This window comes from Pseudomonas sp. Pseusp11 (assembly GCF_047304405.1).
Lineage (GTDB): Bacteria > Pseudomonadota > Gammaproteobacteria > Pseudomonadales > Pseudomonadaceae > Aquipseudomonas.
In genome coordinates this window covers 1-19,856 of sequence record NZ_JBGLZF010000055.1, presented here as the reverse complement: position 1 = coordinate 19,856, position 19,856 = coordinate 1, and the positions used below count along the sequence as shown (strand labels likewise).

Sequence of the window (19,856 nt, the reverse complement as noted above, 5' to 3'; positions counted from 1 at the left end):
TGTGATCAATCCATGCCCGCGTATCCTGTTCCTGATTCCGTATTTCGGTCATTGGCCGTTCTGGATGCCGTTTTTCCTCGAGAGTTGCCGACGCAACGCCGATATCGACTGGCTGCTGTTCAGTGATTGCGGCACTCCCGAGAACCTGCCGCCCAACGTGACTGTTGAAGCCATGAGTTTCAGCGAGTACTGCGCGCTGGTGTCACGGCGGTTGAATATCGACTTTGTGCCGGACGCGCCTTACAAGCTCTGCGACATCAAGCCGGCCCTGGGGCATATCCATGTCGACCGCCTGCAAGGCTATGATTTCTGGGCGTTCGGCGATATTGATCTGGTATTTGGTGATCTGCGACGTTATTTCACCGCTGATCGGTTGGCCAGTTATGACCTGTTCTCCACCCACGAGCGGCGGGTGGCAGGCCATCTCTGTTTGATGCGCAACACTGCCCGCAAACGTGAGTTGTTCATGCAGATCAAGGACTGGCAAACACGCTTTACCGATCAGGCGCATCACGCGCTGGATGAAGGCGCATTCAGTCGGATCTTCCTCTGGCGCAAGAATTTCCCCGAGCCACTGTTCTCCCTGGTGGGCAAGCTCAATCCGTGGCGTCGCCGCAGCGAATTCACCGAGGCGTTCAGTACCCCGGGCGGTTGCATCAAGTGGCACGACGGCACGGATGATTTTCCGCATCGCTGGTATTGGCGCGATGGTTGTTTGAGTAACGATCGTGATGGCGATCGTCGGTTTCCGTATTTCCACTTTGTCTGCTGGAAACGCAACGAGTGGTCACGGTTGTCCCCACCCGATCCAGCCGAGATCAGGCGCCTTGCCGCCGAGCCGGCCTGGGTCATCGATGCGACTGGTTTTCACCGGGGAGAGTTATGAGTCAACGGTCAAAGGTTCTGCAGTTGCAGCCTGACTACAACGTCAAAGCCCATGATTTTGCCGACCTCGCGGAGCAGATCGTCAAGGCCCTGCCGAGTGATCGCTATGAAGTGACCGCGGCGTTCCTGCGCGGCAAGCCAGGGCCTGGCGAGGCAGTGAGTCGCGCCGATCGTTCGGTATATTTCGAGTTTTCCGACAAGTCCCTCAAGGGCATGCGCCTGCGCGCCATGTGGCAGCTGTACAAGTTCTGCCGCACAGAAAAATTCGACGTGGTGATTTGCAATCGCTTCAAACCGGTGAACATGATGCTGGCGCTCAACCGTTGGTTGAAAGTACCGCTGTGCATCGGCATTTCCCACGGTTTTGGCGAGTACGACCGGTTTTACCGGCGCCGCCAGACCCAGCGCCTGATCGATCGCCATTGGCGCTTTGTCGGTGTGTCGCCAGCGGTCAAACAGTACCTGCTCGATTGCGACTGCGGCTTTACCGACCAGAATACCTACGCAATCACCAACGCCATCGACATCGAGCAGGCTGAAGGTTTGCAGCACCGCCGCGAGCGTGCCCGCGAGTTGTTGGGCATCGATCCCTCGGTGCGCTTGATCGGCGCATTGGGCCGACTGGTGCCGGTCAAGGGCCACACCTATCTGCTGCAGGCCTTTGCCACCCTCAAGGACAAATACCCGAACACCCAACTGGCAATCATTGGTGCGGGGCGTGAAGAGTCGCGCCTGGCCGCCGAGATCGAGCGCCTTGGGCTGACCGGTCGCGCCCACTTGCTGGGTTTCAAGGAAAACGCCTTGCAGTATGTTCGGGCGTTCGACATCTGGACCATGCCGTCCTTGGCTGAAGGCCTGGGGCTGGCATTGCTCGAGGGCATGAGCGGGCACCTGCCGGTGATCGCCTCGAACGTGCCGGCCATGTTGCCGCTGATTCAGGGCGCGGGCGGTCTGGCAATTACCCCGGCAGACGTACCGACGCTGGTCGCTGCGCTGGATAACTACCTGGGGCTGTCGGATGACGAGCTCAAGGCCAAGGGTGAGCAGGCCTACCGCTATCTCCAGGAGCAACACGACATCGAGGTATTCCGCCAGGAGTACCTGAACCTGATCGACTCCGGCTTGAGCCAAGCCCGCAGGGAACAACCATGAGCGACGTGCAACCTCTCGTCACGGTCATCATCGCGTCGTACAACCACGCTCGCTATATTGAGGAAAGCATTCTCAGCGTCCTCAACCAGACCTACAAAAATATCGAGTTGCTGGTCATCGATGATGGCTCCAGCGATGACAGCGTCGAGCGGATCAATGCCTTGCAGGCGCAGCACGGCTTCGATTTCCGGGTCCAGCAGAACCAGGGGCTGACCAACACCCTCAACGGTGCCATTGCGCGCTCGAAGGGCAGTTTGATCGCGCCGTTCGGGTCTGATGACATCATGTTGCCGGAGCGCATCGCCACCCAGGTGGCGTATATGGATGGCAAGCCTGAGGTCGGGATCTGCGCCGGCAACATCGAACTGATCGACGCCGACGGCAATCTCTATCCGGAGAAACGTCAGCGTCGAGATGTGCCGTTCCGTCGTCTGGATTTCGATGACATGTTCCTGGAGCGCAAGCCCTATCCGCCGGCACCGACCCTGATGATCCGCCGCGAAGCTCTGGACAAGGTAGGCGGTTTCGATCCGAACATTCGGCTGGAGGACTTGCTGATCGAGTTGAAGGTGACCCGCGCCGGTTACTTCATTGATGGCCTGAATGTGCTGATGGCACGCTATCGCAAGCACGCCACCAACTCCTACAAGAATAACCGCTTCATGATCGACAACATCCTGCGCTCCTACGCGCTGTTCAGCGATCATCCGCTATATGACGAGGTACGCTACAAGTTCCTCAGCTCAATGTTCCTGAAAACCTCCAATCGTGACCGCAAGCTGGCGCGGGAGCTGCTGGCGCAGATACCGTTCAAGGCCTGGAACAAGAAGACCTGGCGAGGGCTGGGGCGGTTGTTTTTCTCACCCTTGGAAAAAGACTGAGACATGGGCTGGATACAACGCTATTGAGAAAAACGCGCGAAGCGGGCGCGTTTCAAGCTGCGATACCCGGAGTACACCTTCGGTCGTGGCAGTTACAGCTTGCCGCACGTTTCGAGGGCTTTCTTGCGTATGCCCGTCAGCGACAGCCCCGGTGATTGCTCAACGTTGTGGAGCGACCTTCTGAGGGAGTTTTTTCTGACCTTCCCTGTGCTGGCGCAGCCACTGCAGGGTTTTCTTGCCAGCATCGATGCCCGGTTTCTCGATGTACAGGAATGTCAGGCTGCTGATGATGATCAGCAGGCAGCTGCATAGGGCGAGCAACGGTAGGAAGATCCAGGCTTCCCGGGCATCCAGCTGCAACACCAACGGCAGGCGCTGCACTATCGCCCAGAGCACGAACCCGTGCAGCAGATAGACGCTGTAGCTGATTTCTCCAAGCCAGCGGATGCTGCACGGCTTGAGGGCACCAGACAGCGTGTTGCCAGACGCCACGATCACAAAAAACAGCGAGAGCAACAGCAACGGCATCAGGTTGAACGCGCGGTTGAATGCTGTAAACGCAATCGCCAACGCTATCAGGGCGATGATCCCCGCCAGTCGGGTCTGACCCCAGGCCACCAGAGACGGCCGGCGAATCCAGTACGCGGCGCCTATTCCGCCGAGAAAACTGACCAGGAAGTGATTTTTCAGCGAGTGCTCCCAGCCGACCAATTTGTACAGTGCGTAAATGCCGATTAGGCACAACCCCACCCGCAACCAGCTGCCGCGATAGATGAACACCATGGCAGCCAGCGGCAGCGCCAGATAGAAGAACACTTCGTAGCCCAGGGTCCAGGTGACGTTGGAGATCAGCATGCCGGTCTGCGGGTATTGGTTGACGTCCGGTCGGTCGAAGGTCAGCCACGCCAGTGTCTGGCCGAGCAGTCGGGTAGCCGGATCCTTGAGTTCCCAGTTCTGCAGATAGAACACGGTGACAAACACAATCGACATCAGCGGCAAGTACAGCGGGTAGAGACGAAACAGTCGCGATACGGCGAAGGCCAGCCAGTCGTGTTGACGCCCCTGGGTGAGTAAGCGGTTCCAGAACAGAAAACCGGTAATCATGAAAAACAGCGCGACGCTGCCCTGACCCAGCTGGGAGTAGAAATTGCTCGGTGGAAATCCGATCACACCGGTCCGCAGGAAGATCCAGGTAATGATCGAGTGGTGCACGAACACGCCGAAAGCCAGATAGCCGCGCAACCCATCGATACTGGCAAAGCGGCTCTCACCGGCATGCCTGAGGTGTCGGGCGATTTTCGGAACGGCGCGCAACAACAGGGCGGCGGTCACGATGGCCAGCAGATAGGCCGCCAGCGCAATGAAGGGGTTGGTTTCGACCATTAATGAGCCTGGGCGGGATGACTCCTGGTTAGCACTTGCCTGTGCAGGTTATCCACGGCAGATTTCGACGCCATCACGGCGTAGCCCTGAAGTAGCGCATCAAAGTGTTCTTCGAACAGCCAGCGTCGATCTTCGGTGTAACGCTGCATATGGCGCAGATTGCGCTTGCGCAGGGACAGGCTCAGCGATGACGGATAGATGCGCATGTCTGCCAGATCGATCAGGCCGAACTCACCGTCATCCAGGACCAGTACGTTGCCCAGGTGCAGGGAGCGGAAATAGATACCTTGTTCATGCAGTTGCGCCAGGAGCTTGCCGAAACGCTCAACCAGTGCCTGACGCACCGCGGGCGCGGTAATGCCTTGAAGAACTTGACGCAAAGTGCTGCCTGGCAGCGGCGAATAGTGCACGGCACTGCTACCGTCCTTGAGTCGATACAGGTCCAGAATTTGCGGGGTCGGGATACCCATGTTGCGCAATTGCTGGCTGTTGGCGGCAAACCGTTCGGAATAGGGATTGAAGCTGCCCGAGGTGTACCAGCGACGGCGACGGAACAACTTGAGAAAGCTGCCATCGACCAGGCGTAGGACTTTTGGTCCCAGCCCGTCTTCTTCGATCACTTGGGCATTGGCGGTCAGTTGTTGCAGGGCGGCTGGTGTCAAGGTTCTGATCGGCATTGCCAATAGGCGCCTGGCACGCTGGTTGATGCTTAATGCGGCGATCAGCGCCAGCGGAATCCACAGCAGAAACCAGTGCTCCTTGGGCCGGGAGATGATGCCACCGCCTTCGGTCAGGCCGGCGCCGATGCCGAATACCAGCCAGGTCGAGGCGATGATGAACAACGGTTGCAGGCGATACCGCCAGCTATTCAGCAAGGCCCGGACCTGGAAGAACAGCCACGGCAGCAAGCCGAAAATACCAACGTAATAGAGCACCCCCAAGGCGAAGCTATGAGGCTCCTGCAAGGTGTAGCCGATACCGGGGTCGAGAGTCAGGGTGGCGTTGTAGCCATGACCGATCCACGGGTGCTCGGCAATTTTTTGCAGGGCCAGCTGCCAGATTTCAAAGCGATAGGAGTCGCCGCGCTCGACGATCATCTGCGAAAACAGTACGGCAACCGCTGCGCCGATGATCAACAGCGCGCCCAGCAATACGAAAGAACGGCGGCTCCAGATGATGAAACTCAGCCAGAGCGCTGCCATTGTCAAAGCAACCAGCGGGGTTCTGGAGCCGGTGGCGATCACCGCGGCGAACATGATCGCCATCGCCGGGATGCTCAGCCAGAGTATCTGGCGACGCTTGCAGGTCATGCTCACGCTCAGCCAGTAGGTACAAAAAAAACCGAATACGTGGGAGCTGAGCAGTGGGTTGTCGAATGCGCCGCTCCCGATCAGGCGCATGCCCGGCTCGTAGAGGCGGGTAAACATGAACAGGTTGTAGGCCGACGCGAACAGCCCGACCATTGCGGCACTGAACAGCAGGGGCTGGATGATCTCGCTTCGGTAGCGCACCAGCAGGTAGCAGCCAGCGAACAACAGCAGGGTGTGTAAAGAGGGTTTGAACTGACCGATGACGCTTTGCTCCATCGGCGGTCCCCAGCTCAGGCTGAGCAAGGCCCAGGCGGCGAACAACAGTGCCGCGACGAAGATCGGTTCGCGCAGCAACTCTTTGAGTTCGCGGGGGCGCAGGCACAGGACAATAAACGATGGAATGCTGAACAGCCCATAAAAAAGCTTGTGATGCAGGCTGCGACCAGGCAGAAAGAACATCGCGCACAGCAGCAGGAAGTAGCCAAGTGGAAGAATCCAGAGGCAAATGAAATCGAAGACTCGATTGGATGTGTTGTTGAAGCCACTGAGTTGCATGCTGAGAGATTCAATCCTGAAGTTGATCGGCCATTCGGGGTGATGGCTATTTGATGCTGAATATGACGCTTAACAATAACAGCCTTTATGCGATTGCCAGAACCCAGAAGAAGCTGTGCTAAAGTCAGCGTCCTTTTTATCGACATTCGCGTGATATGACCGACTCCAGTCTCTCCGCAAGCCCATCGAGCTTGAAAATCTACTTCCGCCTGCTCAGCTATGTCCGGCCGTACATCAGCCTGTTCCTGATCAGCATTGTCGGTTTTCTGATTTTCGCTTCGACTCAGCCAATGCTCGGGTACATCCTCAAGTATTTCGTCGACGGCCTGTCCAACCCCGAAGCGGCGCTGTTTCCAACCGTACCGTACCTGCGTGACCTGCAGCTGCTGCAGGCCGTGCCTCTGCTGATCATCCTGATTGCAGCGTGGCAGGGGCTCGGATCTTATCTGGGCAACTACTTCCTGGCCAAGGTTTCTCTCGGGCTGGTCCACGACTTGCGTGTGCAGCTGTTCAACAACCTGCTGGTCCTGCCCAACCGCTATTTCGACAAGCATAACTCGGGTCATCTGATTTCGCGCATCACCTTCAACGTGACCATGGTCACGGGGGCGGCCACAGATGCGATCAAGGTCGTAATTCGTGAAGGCATGACGGTGATGTTCCTGTTCGCCTCGCTGCTGTTCATGAACTGGCGCTTGACGCTGGTCATGGTCGCGATCCTGCCGTTGATCGCCTTGATGGTGCGCACCGCCAGCAAGAAATTCCGTAAACAGAGCAAGAAGATCCAGGCCGCCATGGGCGACGTGACGCACGTGGCCTCGGAAACGATCCAGGGCTATCGTGTGGTGCGCAGCTTCGGCGGCGAAGTCTATGAAGAAAGGCGTTTCTTCAATGCCAGCCAGGGCAACACCGACAAGCAACTGCGCATGACTCGCACCGGCGCCATCTATACACCGCTGCTGCAACTGGTGATCTATACCGCCATGGCGGTGCTGATGTTCCTGGTGTTGTTCCTGCGCGGCGATGCGTCCGCCGGTGACATGGTGGCCTACATTACTCTGGCGGGCCTGCTGCCGAAGCCGATCCGCCAATTGTCCGAAGTCAGCTCGACCATCCAGAAAGGTGTGGCCGGCGCCGAGAGTATCTTCGAGCAACTGGACGTCGAACCTGAAGTCGATACCGGCACCATCGAGCGCGATGCCGTCAGCGGTCGTCTGGATGTGCGTCACTTGAGCTTCACTTACCCGGGCACCGATCGCCAGGTACTCGATGACATCAGTTTCTCGGTCGAGCCGGGGCAAATGGTGGCATTGGTGGGGCGTTCGGGCAGCGGCAAGTCGACATTGGCCAACCTGATTCCGCGCTTCTACCACCACGACAAGGGCGAGATCCTGATCGATGGCGTTGAAGTGGAACAGTACAAGCTGCTGAACCTGCGCAGGCACATCGCCCAAGTGACCCAGCATGTGACGCTGTTCAGCGACACCGTGGCCAACAACATTGCGTATGGCGATCTGGCTGGGGCTCCCCGCGAAGACATCGAGAAAGCGGCAAGAGACGCCTACGCGATGGACTTCATTGCGCAGTTGCCCGAAGGCCTGGACACCCAGGTCGGCGAGAACGGCGTGTTGCTGTCCGGCGGTCAGCGTCAGCGTCTGGCAATTGCCCGGGCTCTGCTGAAGAATGCACCGTTGCTGATTCTCGACGAAGCCACTTCGGCCCTCGATACCGAATCCGAGCGGCATATTCAGGCTGCGCTGGATCAGGTCATGAAAGGTCGCACGACGCTGGTCATCGCTCACCGGTTGTCGACCATCGAGAAGGCTGACCTGATTCTGGTCATGGATCAGGGCCGGATCGTCGAGCGCGGCACCCATGCCGAGCTTCTGGCGCAGAATGGCTACTACGCCCGCCTGAACGCCATGGGGCTCGACGCCCCGGCGGAAGACATCGCCTGACTCGATGCAAGGGTGAGCCCTGCTCACCCTTGCGTTCACCGACGTGCAACGCGTCCGGTGGATTGTATCCAGACCTTTACGCTTCTTGACCAAACCGGAATAAATCTCGGCAACGCGCTTGTTAAGGTTCCTGAACGAACTTTGACTTCAATCGAGGGGGCCAACCCTTTCGCGCGGGTACTGCCATGCTGCAACGTTATCTCTGGAAGCTCTTGCCCAAGCCGCAGCGGGCTTTCCTGCTGGGACGCCTGTCGGTCGTGGACCGTCAGGTGATCAACAAGTCGATGTCGGCCAACCTGAGTTTCCCACAGGCCTTCGAGCAGCGTTCCTGTCTATTCATTCATGTTCCCAAGTGTGCCGGGAGCAGCGTGTGTGCAGCGATGTTCGATGGCTGGAGCCCCGGGCACTTGCCGTTGTACTGGTACGAGCAGCAATTTCCCGAGCAGTTCGCCGCCAGTTTCAAGTTCGCCTTCGTTCGTGATCCGCTGGAAAGGGCCTACTCGGCTTATGCTTTTTTGCGCGGCAACGAGTTGGGCCGGCGCGATCAGGCGGCGCAGAAGCTGGTCAGCCACTACCGCGACTTTGATGACTTCGTCGCTCGCTGGCTGCATTCGGAGACAATCAGCCGGCAAATGCATTTTGCCGCGCAAACGGATTTTCTGACCGACTCCCTGGGGCATCTGGCTCTGGACTTCATCGGCTACCAGGAGCATCTGGAGCGGGATTTTCGCCTGGTCTGCGAACAGGTAGGCCACTGGGCGGTGTTACCTCACGTCAACGGCTCGCAACAGCGGCGTCCGATGCTTGCCCGCGATTTCTGCTCGGTGCGTACCCGTCGGCTGGTGCGACGGGTGTACCAGCGCGATTACGAAATGCTCGGTTATGAATGAGACCCTGTCGATACCTGTTCCAGAGATCAGGCCTTACGATCTGTCACTGTCGAACCGCGACCGCGCCGCAATCAAATTCCAGCACCCGCGTTGCCTCTGGTTGACGGGCCTGTCAGGCGCGGGCAAGTCGACCCTGGCCAATGCACTGGAGTTGCAACTCAATCGGCACGGGCTGCACACGTTCCTGCTCGATGGCGACAATTTGCGCAATGGCCTGTGTCGTGACTTGGGAATGAGTGCCGAGTGTCGCCGGGAAAACATCCGGCGCATGGCCGAGGTGGCACGGCTGATGGTCGACGCCGGTTTGATTGTGATTGTGGCGGCGATCTCGCCGTTTCGCGCAGAGCGTGATGCCGCTCGTCGGTTGTTCGCTGAGGGCGATTTCATCGAGGTATTTGTGAGCACGCCCTTCGCGGTGTGCGCGCAACGAGACCCCAAAGGTCTGTATCGAGCGGCCCGCCAAGGGCGGATCACGAACTTCACCGGCATCGACAGCCCTTATGAGGCACCGCTGACGGCGGAGTGCGAGATCGACACCCAGGCGCTGCAACTTGAGGGCGCTTGCCATCGTTTATCGCAATTTCTGCTCAATAAATGAACAGAAATCCCCGCCGATTCATCCGCTTGCAGGCGCCCCGCAAGCCAGCGCCAACCCTGTGTTAATATCGCGCCCCTGTTCATTTTGTATGTGGGTTGCTCCATGAAGTTGTCCATGCCGCGATTCAATCAAGCCCCTGTCTTGGTGGTCGGCGATGTCATGCTCGACCGTTATTGGCATGGTGGTACCTCACGGATCTCTCCTGAGGCGCCGGTACCGGTCGTCAAGGTCGAGCACATCGAGGACCGCCCGGGCGGTGCCGCCAACGTTGCCTTGAACATTGCCGCGCTCGGTGCGCCGGCCTCGCTGGTCGGTGTGACTGGCGACGACGAAGCCGCCGACAGCCTGGTCAATAGCCTCAAGGGCGCCGGCGTGCGGGCGTTGTTCCAGCGCATTGCGCACCAGCCGACCATCGTCAAGCTGCGGGTCATGAGCCGTCACCAGCAATTGCTGCGTATCGACTTCGAAGAGCCTTTCGCAACTGACGCCCTGGCGCTGGGCGAGCAAGTCGACGAATTGCTCGAAGGCATCAAGGTGCTGGTGCTGTCCGATTACGGCAAAGGCGCGCTGAAAAACCATCAGGTGCTGATCCAGGCCGCCCGTGCCCGTGGCATTCCGGTGCTGGCCGATCCCAAGGGCAAGGATTTCTCGATCTACCGTGGCGCGAGCCTGATCACCCCGAACCTCAGCGAGTTCGAAACCATCGTCGGCGGTTGCGCCGATGAGCACGAACTGGTGAGCAAGGGCGCGCAGCTGATGCACGACCTCGACCTCGGTGCGTTGCTGGTAACCCGTGGCGAGCACGGCATGACCTTGCTGCGTCCGGATCATCCGGCGCTGCACCTGCCGGCCCGTGCCCGTGAAGTGTTCGACGTGACCGGCGCCGGCGACACGGTGATTTCTACCCTGGCGGCGGCGATCGCCGCTGGCGAAGAGCTGCCCCATGCGGTGGCCCTGGCTAATCTGGCGGCGGGCATCGTGGTCGGCAAGCTCGGTACCGCGGCCATCAGCGCACCGGAACTGCGTCGCGCGATCCAGCGCGAGGAAGGCTCCGAGCGCGGTGTGCTGGGCCTCGAGCAGTTGCTGCTGGCGGTCGATGACGCGCGAGCGCACAAAGAGAAGATCGTGTTCACCAACGGTTGCTTCGACATCCTGCATGCCGGCCACGTGACCTACCTCGAACAGGCGCGCGCCCAAGGTGATCGCCTGATCGTGGCGGTCAATGACGATGCGTCGGTGAGCCGCTTGAAAGGACCGGGTCGTCCGATCAACAGCGTCGACCGTCGCATGGCGGTACTGGCAGGTTTAGGCGCCGTGGACTGGGTGATCAGCTTCTCGGAAGGCACCCCGGAAAACCTGCTGCGTGCGGTCAAGCCGGATGTACTGGTCAAGGGCGGTGATTACGGGGTCGACCAAGTGGTTGGCGCGGACATCGTCAACGCTTACGGCGGGACGGTGAAAGTACTGGGGTTGGTGGAAAACAGCTCGACCACTGCAATCGTCGAGAAGATACGCAGCCGTTGAGGTGGGCGTCTCTCGTTTTGTAATGTACGTGAACGGTCTTACCTTGGAGGTATAACCGTTCCCGTTGACGTTGGCCGGTACAAATCCGCGCTTACCTGCTGTTGTCTTGTGGTAGTTATTTTATGAAAGTCATGCTCCTGGTGATGGATGAGCAGCGTGTCATATTGGACCGTCTGTATGAAATCGTGCAGCAGAACTGCACCGATTGCGTTGTCTATCGCCTAAGCAAACTGCAACAGATGAAGCTCGGCCCGTTTCTCGCTTCGGTCAATTATCAGAACTTTGACCGGGTCGTGATTTTCTCCAGAGTCAAGCGCCTCGCGCCGCAGCTCAGTGTTCTAAAGTGTATTCCCGGGCTGATTTTTCTCGAACATGACGCCTATCAGAACTACATGCCCGACAGTAAGTACCGGAGAGTTTATTCGCGTCTGTATCGCCGTCTCCCAAGCTCTCGCGTGCTGGTGTCTGGCGCTGTTGTTGCGCGTAGGATGCAAGCTGAAAATATTGATGCAGTGTTCGTTTCAAAAGGATATGACGAACAGATGCTGCATAACATGGACGGTGTTCGAGACATTCCGATCGGGTTTCTGGGCAGTTTGAAAAGTACCGAATATGCGCAGCGCAAGGCCGTCCTTGAATCGCTGGCTCGGCGTACCGGCATGTTGGTAACCCGGACCCAGTCTGGCGCCGAATATCTTGAAACACTCAATCGCATCAAGATCTTTGTCAGTGCCGATATCGGCATGGGCGAATTCATGATCAAAAACTTTGAAGCCATGGCCTGTGGCTGTGTACTGCTGGCCTGGAGTCAAGGTGAAGAAGATGAGTTGTTGGGCTTTCAGGATATGCACAACACCGTGTTCTATCGCTCCGAAGAGGAGGCAGTGGAAAAACTCAAGCTGTTGGAGAATGATCCTGCGTTAGCGTCTCGTATCGCCAGTAACGGGCAGGCGTTCGCTGAGAGCCAGTATTCCTTTGCACGTGTGGGACGTACCCTCGCTGTTGAAATCCAGCGTGAAATGCGTCCTTGGCGACCGCCAGCAGCATTCACTCGTCTGTGGGTCAAGTTACGTCATGGGATGAAGGTTCCGGAGTAGCTCATGGAATGTCAGAAGCCTCAAACCTGTGAACAATTGGCGCTGGATGCAATGCCTGGTGGGCACCAGTCCGTTATGGATGGACTGCCGCAGGAGCTGAAAGACTGTCTGCGCTCGGCCGCTCGCGTTGTGCTTATAGCTAATAATCCGGCTATTACGTCGGCCGATTTCCAGGCACTGAATATTGGCATTGATGACGTCGTGGTCAGCTTCAACACCTGTGTTAAATCAGCATTGCTTAGCCCGCAGAGCGTCAATGTATTCGTTCATGGCTACAACGCGCCGGACGCTTACTTTTTCGGCCTTCCTTATGGATCTGAAGTGCGGCGACTTTTCGAACACGCTGGCGAGCGTTGTTTCACAATGCTGGTGGGATGTACGGAGCCAATGTGCGCTTTGCCGCGAGTGGCGCTTTTTTGGGAGCGCATTCCGTTACCGGCACTGTGGAACTATCCGGTCGACCGACCAGGAGGCAAGCGGTATGTTGGACCTTCCACCGGCTTCAATGCACTGGTGTTGTTCGATTGGCTGCGCAGTCACACTGGTTATACCTACCAACTGATGACATTGGGTTTTTCCAACGAGGCAGGAAAGCTCTGGGGTGGGCATGCCTGGGACTATGAGCGAGACTGGTTGCAGAAGTCGGACGTCATCGTCGTGCCTCTGCAGCGTCGTAGTTGGTGGCAAACATTGCTTCGTCGCAAATGAATGATTGTTGGTAACCGGTCACCAGCAGGGCGCCGAAAAGCGGGCTCGTTTTCTTTCAGGGGTGTTGTCGAGTGTTAAATGTTGCGGTGGCTTTTTTTGGTATCCCAAGAAATTCGGAAATCTGCTTTCCCTCCATTCAAGAAAACGTTCTTGCGCAGTTGCCCCCGAACAGCAACGTAAAATGCTTTTATCATCTGTATAAAGTCGACGAAGTCCAGAACGCGCGCTCAGGCGAAAGGGGGGCGCTGAAGGCGGATAACTATAAGGCCTTCGAGGTTATGACGGGCCAGCTCACTTCAACGGAAGGTGTTCTTGAGCGTTGGAACTTTGAACAAGTCAAGGCACTCGGCGATACCTGGGCTGACGAGTACGCATCACTTCGGAACCTGATCTATCAGCTGAATTCGCTGCACACAGTCACCGCCATGATGGAGTCCTTCAATCCTGATTTCGTAGTATTCGTTCGTCCGGACAATTTCTATCACACACCGCTTCCCGCCTATGTGTTCGATCACCCTGAAGCCAGGCGACTGAATAGCTATATCCCTGATTGGCAGTGGTGGGGGGGGCTGAACGATCGTTTTGCCATTTGTGGGCGTGATACCTATATGGCTTATGGGAAAAGGATCGAGCACATCTTCGACTTCTGCAAGGCGACAGGAAGGCAGTTACATTCCGAACGACTGCTCAAATACGTATTGCAACAGGCAGGAGCCCGGATTTGCACCATGGATACCAAGGCTTCCCGTGTTCGTATCACCGGTGCATTTGCTGATGAATCGTTCTCTCCCAAGCGCGGCATGGGCAAGCGGGAGAATCGCTACTTTCATTTGTTTGCGCAGTTCCGCACGTTCATGGACAAGCAACGATCAAGCTAGGCGCAAGCAATTATTTACTCAGTGTTCCCCGCACCAGCTTCACCAGTCGGAGAGCCTTCACGCTAAGTTGCTTCAACCCTTGTCGCTGAGCTTTCGGTACCCCCAGCCCTTGTTGTGCTATCCAGTCCTTCCAGCGAATACGTTCTTCACGGACCACCCAACCTTGTTGGATAGCGAAGCTCTCCGCCAGGTACAGTCCACGGGTACTGGCCGGTAAAAGCTTATCGCGCTTGAGCGTATACAACTCGGGGAGGGGCACCCCGTCTTCAAGTGGCATCAGGTACAAATCGGGACGTTTGCGATCGAGCCGGGCCACCAGTTGATCGCCCTCCAGCCGCTCGTCGACATGGAACAGGCTCAGGGATTTGGCTTCCTTGGGCACGTCCAGGCGCAAATCGTAGATCAATTGCAGCGAGGCTGTCGGCAAGTGCACGTAGGCCCGGGGACGTTCGATCAGCGGCATGTTCGCGCAGCGCACCGGCCGCGCCGAGCCGGAGAGTGGTGTCAGGCGAAACGGCAGGGCTTCGCGGTAGTGCAGGGCAGCCGAGTAGGGCGCTGGCAGCCAGGTTTCGTTGAAGCGCCCGCTGAGCCAGCCTTCCGGGGTTTCCAGCAGGCACTCTTCGGCAATTTCCTGGGTCGCCGTGTGCAGCGGCAGGTTCAGCTCATGGGCCGGCACGTAGCCGGAGATCAGCTTGAGCACCACGTCGCCGCGATCCTGCCGACGTTGACGCACCAACACCCAGTAGTCGCGATTCTGCCAATGCAGGGTCAGGCGCACCGAAACCCCGAGGTTCGCCAGCTCCAGGGCAAACCGCTCGCTATCGGCCACCGTCACCGGACGGCGGCGTTGCAGGGTCTGGGAAAAATTCAACGGCATCCCGACGCTCTGATAACTCAAACCTTCGGGCGTGGCTTCGACGAACAGCGGCAGGGTCTTGAAGTTGCTCGGGTTCTTTCTGATCAGCGTACGCGGCATGTCGGCTCCTGCTTAAGGCCGCGTGGGCGGCATCAATGGCTAGGGTCTGTTGACGGCCAGCGTCGCGGTCGTCACCAAACGTCAACAGGCCCTATGAAGGACCTGGGCAACGGTCGCGACGTTGTGGGCGAGGTGCAGCGGATTGATGGTCCCGACAATAGCACTGGCCACCCCCGGGTGTTCAAACAACAACTCGAAGCTGGCACGCACCGGATCAACACCCGGGCTCAGGCAGACGTGGCCGCTGGCCAGGGCCTTTTTGACCAGGATCGCTTTGCCGTGAGCAGCAGCATAGTCAATGACTGGCTTCTCGCTCTGTTCGTTCAGATTGTAGGTGACCATTGCGCAATCACCTTGTTCCAGAGCCTTCAAACCGCCTTCGACGGTTTTACCGGAAAAGCCGAAACCGCGAATCTTGCCTTCGCGCTTGAGCTCGGCAAGGGTCGCATAGACCTCATTGTCGTTGAGGATCGCCAGGTCGTTGCCGTCGGAATGCACCAGCACCAGATCGATAAAGTCCGTTTCCAGGCGTTGCAGGCTGCGCTCCACCGAGAACCGGGTATGCGCAGCGCTGAAATCATGGCGGGACTGACCGTCGGCAAACTCTTCGCCGACCTTGCTGACGATTACCCAGTCCTGACGCTGACCACGCAGCAACGGGCCGAGACGCTCTTCGCTGCGGCCATAGGCCGGGGCGGTGTCGATCAGGTTGATGCCCAGGTCGCGCGCGAGTTTGAGCAGCCTGCGGGCTTCGTCGTCGTCGGGGATCTGAAAACCGTTGGGGTATTTCACCCCTTGATCGCGGCCAAGTTTCACTGTGCCCAGGCCCAGGGGTGATACCAGCAGGCCTGTGCTGCCCAGCGGGCGATGCAGGTCATGCAGGGTCGGTTGGCTCATGGCAGCAGTTGCTCCCAGGCAGGGACACCGATCGGCGGTTTCGGCAGTTCCGGCAGCGGGGCGGCATGGCTTGGCTGAATGCCGTCGCGTTGCAACGAGGCGATGACGCGGTCGGCGAAGTCCGGTGCCAGGGCCAGTTTGGTCGGCCAGCCCACCAGCAAACGATTCTGCTCGGCGAGGAAGGCGTTGTCCGGGCGGGTCAGGCCCGATTGCAGCGGCTCGGCGCGTTCGACCCGCAAGGTCGCCCACTGTGCGGTGCTCAGGTCGATCCACGGCAGAAGTTGGCCAAGTTCTTTCTGGGCGGCGGCAATTTGCGCGGCTGGCTCGCGGGCCACGCCTTCAGCTTCGGCGATGTCGCCTCCCACGTACCAGACCCACTGGCCATCGGCGGCCGGGTGAGTGGTCACGGTGACGCGCGGCTTCGGCCCGCCGCCCAGGCAGTGGGCGTACAGCGGTTTGAGGCTCGGGCCTTTGACGATGATCATGTGCAGGGGACGGCGCTGCATGGCCGGCTGGCTCAGGCCCAGCGTGGTCAGCAGGTCAGCGGTGCCGGCACCGGCACTGAGAACGATGCGCTGGGCGCGGATTTCGCGTTCGTCGACTTTCAAACCGACCAGTTCGCCATTCTCCAGTAGCGGTTCGATGTGCTGACCGGCCAGCAGACCGTCGCCAGCCAGGTCGGCCAGGCGCTGGATCAGGCTTGGCACGTCGACCACCAGTTCCGTCAAGCGATAGACCTTGCCCTTGAAGCGCTTGTCTTGCAGCGCCGGCGGCAATTGATCACCTTTGACCTGATCGACCCGCCCGCGCACGGCTTTGCTGGCGAAAAAGCTGGTGAGGTTGCCAGCGAGGGTGCCGGGGGACCAGAGGTAATGGGCATCGGACAATACGCGCACGTCGGACAGGTCCAGTTCGCCGTCGCCGGCCAGCGCCTCACGCCAGCGACGCGGCATGTCGGCAATGGCCTCCGAGGCACCGGTCAGGGCGCCGTGCAACGCGTATTTGGCACCGCCGTGGATGATGCCCTGGGACTTCAGGCTTTGCCCGCCACCGAGGCTGGCGCTTTCCACCAGCACGGTCGAGAAACCCTGGCGGCGCAGGCGTGCATTCAGCCAGAGGCCGGCGACACCAGCGCCGACAATCAGAACGTCGGTGGAAATAACGGATGGCATGCAGCGACCTCAGTGTTCAAGACGAGGGCGCAGTATACAGACTCGATGCGCAGGAGATTTGTTGGTGATCAATAGAGCGGATGCAAAACCTGTGGCGAGGGAGCTTGCTCCCGCTCGGCTGCGAAGCAGTCGCAAATCCGGTTGTCTCGGTGTGTCAGGCGTATCCCGGATTCAGGTTTTGGGGGCCGCTTCGCGGCCCAACGGGGGCAAGCCCCCTCGCCACAAGAGGTTGATGTCAGCAGTTAATGCCCCGCGGTTTTCGAGAACAGCTGAATAACCACGACGCCCAGCACAATCAACGCCATCCCCAGCATTGCCGGCACATCCAGTTTCTGCCCGTAGATAAACAGTGCCGCGACGCTGACCATCACGATGCCCATGCCGGCCCACACCGCGTAGGCCACGCCGACCGGAACGCTGCGCACCACCAGGGTCAGCATCCCGAAAGCAATGCCGTAACCGACGATGACCAGCAGCAGCGGCAGTGGCGTGCTGATACCCTTGACCGCTTTCATCGAAACGGTGGCGATCACTTCGGCGCAGATGGCAATTGCGAGGTAGTAGTAAGCGGTCATGGGTCAATCCTCGTATGAAGTGTTGCTTTCTGAGGTCGGCATTCTAGAGATCCGCCAGATGCGGTAAAGTCATTACCTATCTGTTCTGAAGATGGGTTGAGCCATGAACATGCAATGGAGTCTGGAACAGCTGCACTTGTTTGTCAGTGTCGCGGAACAGCGTTCCTTTTCCGCGGTGGCGCGGGATCAGCGCAAGGCGCAGTCGGCGGTCAGCAGTTCGATTGCGCTGCTGGAAGAGGACCTGGGCGTCAGCCTGTTCGATCGCAGCAGTGGTCGCCAGCCGAAACTCACCGAAGCCGGCACCGCGCTGCTTGAAGAGGCGCGGGAAGTGCTGCGCCAATGTGAGCGCCTCAACGGCCGGGCATTGGCGATGATGCGCGGCCAGGAAGCGAGTTTGCGGGTGGCTCAGGACGAGGCAATGCCTTATCAGGCAGTGGTTGAAAGCTTCGAAGCCCTGGCCGAACAATTTCCCAGCCTCGAAGTGCAACTGACCAGCGCGGCCCAGGGTGATGTCGCGCGCAAACTGGTGGAGCGTCGGGCCGACCTGGGTTTGCTGTTTTATCACGAGCAGATTCCCGAAGCCCTTGAGCGCCGAGTGCTGGGCAGCGTTGAAATGGTCACGGTGTGCGGCGTGGGGCATCCATTGGCGCAACAGACGCAGGTCAATTGCCAGCAACTGGCGCAGCATCGACAGTTGCTGATGTCCACGCAGTCCAGCGTCTATCCCGGCAGTGAACCAGCCAGCCCGCAGGTCTGGCGGGCCGACAGTTTCTATGTGATGGCCGAGTGGGTGATGCGCGGCCTTGGCTGGGCCTGGTTGCCGCGCCATGTCGTGCAGTACCCGGCGTATCAGAATCTGATGGTCGAACTGACCAGCGAATGGACGCCGCCGGCATTGATTGTGGAGCTGGTCTGGCGCCGCGACGAGCCCCTCGGCCCGGCAGCCCGTTGGCTGGCGGAACGTTTTGCCGTGCACTTGCAGGCGATTGGCTAAAAAACCGATAAACTCCGCCGCCATGAATAGAACCCTCTACACCGCGCTGTTTTACCTGGGGCTGCCATTGGTAGCGATTCGGCTTTGGCTGCGGGCGCGCAAGGCGCCGGCGTACGCCAAACGCATTGGCGAGCGTTTCTCCCTCGCGCTACCGGCGATGAAGCCGGACGGCCTTTGGGTGCACGCGGTGTCGGTGGGCGAAAGCATCGCCGCGGCACCGATGATCCGTGCCTTGCTGCAGCGATATCCGACGCTGCCGATCACCGTCACCTGCATGACCCCGACCGGATCCGAGCGCATCCAGGCGCTGTTTGCCAACGAGCCGCGCATTCAGCACTGCTATTTGCCTTATGACTTGCCTTGCGCTGCGGCGCGATTCCTTGATCGGGCCCGGCCGAAACTGGCGGTGATCATGGAAACCGAGCTCTGGCCCAACCATATCCATCAGTGCGCCAAGCGTGGAATTCCCGTGGCCCTGGCTAATGCGCGACTGTCTGAGCGCTCGGCCAAAGGCTATGGCCGCTTCCATAAGCTGACCCAGCCGATGCTCGCCGAGATGAGCCTGTTCGCAGTGCAGACCGAAGCCGAAGCGCAGCGTTTCCGCGATTTGGGCGCGCGCCCGGAAACGGTTGAAGTGACCGGTTCGATCAAGTTCGACCTGACCATCGACCCGCAATTACTGCAGCGTGCTGCCGAGTTGCGTGGACAATGGCAGGCGCAGGAACGCCCGGTGTGGATCGCCGCGAGTACCCACGAAGGTGAAGACGAAGTGGTGCTCGATGCCCATCGTCGGCTGCTGGCCAATCACCCCGATGCCTTGCTGATTCTGGTACCGCGTCATCCGGAGCGCTTCAACCCGGTGTTTGAGTTGTGCCGGCAAAAAGGTTTCGCCACGGTACGGCGTTCGACGGGCGAGCCGGTGACCGCAGACACTTCGGTGCTGCTGGGCGACACCATGGGCGAGTTGCTGTTTCTCTACGCCCTGGCCGACAGCGCTTTCGTCGGTGGCAGCCTGGTGCCCAACGGCGGCCATAACCTGCTGGAGCCGGCGGCCTTGGCCAAACCGGTGCTCAGCGGGCCGCACCTGTTCAACTTCCTCGAAATCGCCGCGCAGTTGCGCAGCGCCGGGGCGCTGGCCGAGGTCGATGATGCCGAAGGTCTGGCACTGGCGGTGCAGCGGCTGTTCGAACTGCCGCGCGATGCACAGCGGATGGCGGAGGCGGGGCTGAAGGTGATGCGCACCAATCAGGGCGCGTTGCAACGGTTGCTGGATGGGTTGGGGCGGTTGATCGACAAGTCTTGAGTTTGTCACCGACCAATTGTGGCGGGGGGGGTTTGGACCAGCCCCCAAGGTTTAAATTTTTTTATGGGGGTTATTTAGTTAAATATACCCCCCCGGCATGGGCACATAACGGTGGGAGAA

The 19,856-nt window shown here is 59.1% G+C and carries 18 protein-coding genes; 12 read left to right on the top strand and 6 right to left on the bottom strand.

What is annotated here, in order from left to right:
- The first annotated feature begins 1 nt into the window (after window position 1).
- From ACCC96_RS27445 to ACCC96_RS27435, 3 genes are read left to right on the top strand one after another with little or no spacing between them, the layout of a single operon-like run.
- Window positions 2-886: a DUF6625 family protein gene (locus tag ACCC96_RS27445; protein ID WP_019650729.1), complete on the top strand. Its 885-nt coding sequence runs from the start codon at window positions 2-4 to the stop codon at window positions 884-886.
- On the top strand, window positions 883-2,037 hold the full coding sequence (locus ACCC96_RS27440; RefSeq protein ID WP_258672152.1) for a glycosyltransferase family 4 protein: 1,155 nt from the start codon (window positions 883-885) through the stop codon (window positions 2,035-2,037). The genes ACCC96_RS27445 and ACCC96_RS27440 overlap by 4 nt, the downstream gene beginning before the upstream one ends.
- Window positions 2,034-2,918, top strand: coding sequence for a glycosyltransferase (locus ACCC96_RS27435; RefSeq protein WP_413697449.1), 885 nt, complete (start codon window positions 2,034-2,036; stop codon window positions 2,916-2,918). The genes ACCC96_RS27440 and ACCC96_RS27435 overlap by 4 nt, the downstream gene beginning before the upstream one ends.
- Window positions 2,919-3,077: 159 nt before the next feature.
- Here the strand turns inward: ACCC96_RS27435 and ACCC96_RS27430 are convergent, their stop codons facing one another.
- Together ACCC96_RS27430 and ACCC96_RS27425 are read right to left on the bottom strand one after the other, a co-directional pair.
- Entirely contained in the window at window positions 3,078-4,301 is a 1,224-nt protein-coding gene (locus tag ACCC96_RS27430; protein WP_258672155.1) for an acyltransferase family protein, read from the bottom strand.
- On the bottom strand, window positions 4,301-6,166 hold the full coding sequence (locus tag ACCC96_RS27425) for a bifunctional O-antigen ligase/aminoglycoside phosphotransferase family protein (protein ID WP_258672156.1): 1,866 nt from the start codon (window positions 6,164-6,166) through the stop codon (window positions 4,301-4,303). The genes ACCC96_RS27430 and ACCC96_RS27425 overlap by 1 nt, the downstream gene beginning before the upstream one ends.
- A gap of 155 nt (window positions 6,167-6,321) precedes the next feature.
- On the opposite strand from ACCC96_RS27425, the gene msbA reads away from it, so the two are divergent.
- The 7 genes from msbA (at window position 6,322) to ACCC96_RS27390 (ending at window position 13,819) form a co-directional block, all read left to right on the top strand.
- Window positions 6,322-8,124, top strand: a complete 1,803-nt coding sequence (msbA, locus tag ACCC96_RS27420) for a lipid A export permease/ATP-binding protein MsbA (protein WP_019650724.1) — start codon at window positions 6,322-6,324, stop codon at window positions 8,122-8,124.
- 185 nt (window positions 8,125-8,309) lie between these two features.
- Entirely contained in the window at window positions 8,310-9,014 is a 705-nt protein-coding gene (locus ACCC96_RS27415) for a sulfotransferase family 2 domain-containing protein (protein ID WP_413697448.1), read from the top strand.
- The gene (gene cysC / locus ACCC96_RS27410) at window positions 9,007-9,612 is read left to right on the top strand and encodes an adenylyl-sulfate kinase (RefSeq protein ID WP_413697447.1); all 606 of its coding nucleotides are present in this window, start codon (window positions 9,007-9,009) and stop codon (window positions 9,610-9,612) included. Before ACCC96_RS27415 ends, cysC begins: the two co-directional genes overlap by 8 nt.
- 102 nt (window positions 9,613-9,714) lie before the next feature.
- Window positions 9,715-11,136 (top strand): bifunctional D-glycero-beta-D-manno-heptose-7-phosphate kinase/D-glycero-beta-D-manno-heptose 1-phosphate adenylyltransferase HldE, encoded by a 1,422-nt coding sequence (gene hldE, locus ACCC96_RS27405; protein ID WP_026286608.1) that lies wholly within the window; start codon window positions 9,715-9,717, stop codon window positions 11,134-11,136.
- Between the two features lie 122 nt (window positions 11,137-11,258).
- Window positions 11,259-12,233, top strand: a complete 975-nt coding sequence (locus ACCC96_RS27400; RefSeq protein ID WP_413697446.1) for a glycosyltransferase — start codon at window positions 11,259-11,261, stop codon at window positions 12,231-12,233.
- 3 nt (window positions 12,234-12,236) lie between these two features.
- A complete protein-coding gene (locus ACCC96_RS27395) occupies window positions 12,237-12,941 on the top strand; it encodes a hypothetical protein (protein ID WP_413697445.1) in 705 nt (234 codons plus the stop codon).
- A 71-nt stretch (window positions 12,942-13,012) separates the two neighbouring features.
- A complete protein-coding gene (locus ACCC96_RS27390; protein WP_413697444.1) occupies window positions 13,013-13,819 on the top strand; it encodes a hypothetical protein in 807 nt (268 codons plus the stop codon).
- 10 nt (window positions 13,820-13,829) lie between these two features.
- Here ACCC96_RS27390 and ACCC96_RS27385 read toward each other — a convergent pair whose 3' ends face one another.
- From ACCC96_RS27385 to ACCC96_RS27370, 4 genes are all read right to left on the bottom strand, one after another.
- Window positions 13,830-14,795, bottom strand: coding sequence for a metal ABC transporter ATPase (locus tag ACCC96_RS27385; protein ID WP_258672159.1), 966 nt, complete (start codon window positions 14,793-14,795; stop codon window positions 13,830-13,832).
- Window positions 14,796-14,876: 81 nt separating this feature from the next.
- Window positions 14,877-15,692 carry an aldo/keto reductase gene (locus ACCC96_RS27380; protein ID WP_258672160.1) on the bottom strand — a complete coding sequence of 272 codons (816 nt, stop codon included), beginning with the start codon at window positions 15,690-15,692 and terminating at the stop codon, window positions 14,877-14,879.
- Window positions 15,689-16,864 carry an NAD(P)/FAD-dependent oxidoreductase gene (locus ACCC96_RS27375; RefSeq protein ID WP_258672162.1) on the bottom strand — a complete coding sequence of 392 codons (1,176 nt, stop codon included), beginning with the start codon at window positions 16,862-16,864 and terminating at the stop codon, window positions 15,689-15,691. Before ACCC96_RS27375 ends, ACCC96_RS27380 begins: the two co-directional genes overlap by 4 nt.
- A 242-nt stretch (window positions 16,865-17,106) precedes the next feature.
- Entirely contained in the window at window positions 17,107-17,439 is a 333-nt protein-coding gene (locus ACCC96_RS27370; protein ID WP_007939639.1) for a DMT family transporter, read from the bottom strand.
- Between the two features lie 103 nt (window positions 17,440-17,542).
- Between ACCC96_RS27370 and ACCC96_RS27365 the strand changes: the two genes are divergently transcribed.
- On the top strand, window positions 17,543-18,433 hold the full coding sequence (locus ACCC96_RS27365) for a LysR family transcriptional regulator (protein WP_018928534.1): 891 nt from the start codon (window positions 17,543-17,545) through the stop codon (window positions 18,431-18,433).
- 22 nt (window positions 18,434-18,455) lie between these two features.
- Window positions 18,456-19,736 carry a lipid IV(A) 3-deoxy-D-manno-octulosonic acid transferase gene (gene waaA / locus ACCC96_RS27360; RefSeq protein ID WP_413697443.1) on the top strand — a complete coding sequence of 427 codons (1,281 nt, stop codon included), beginning with the start codon at window positions 18,456-18,458 and terminating at the stop codon, window positions 19,734-19,736.
- Window positions 19,737-19,856: the final 120 nt, after the last annotated feature.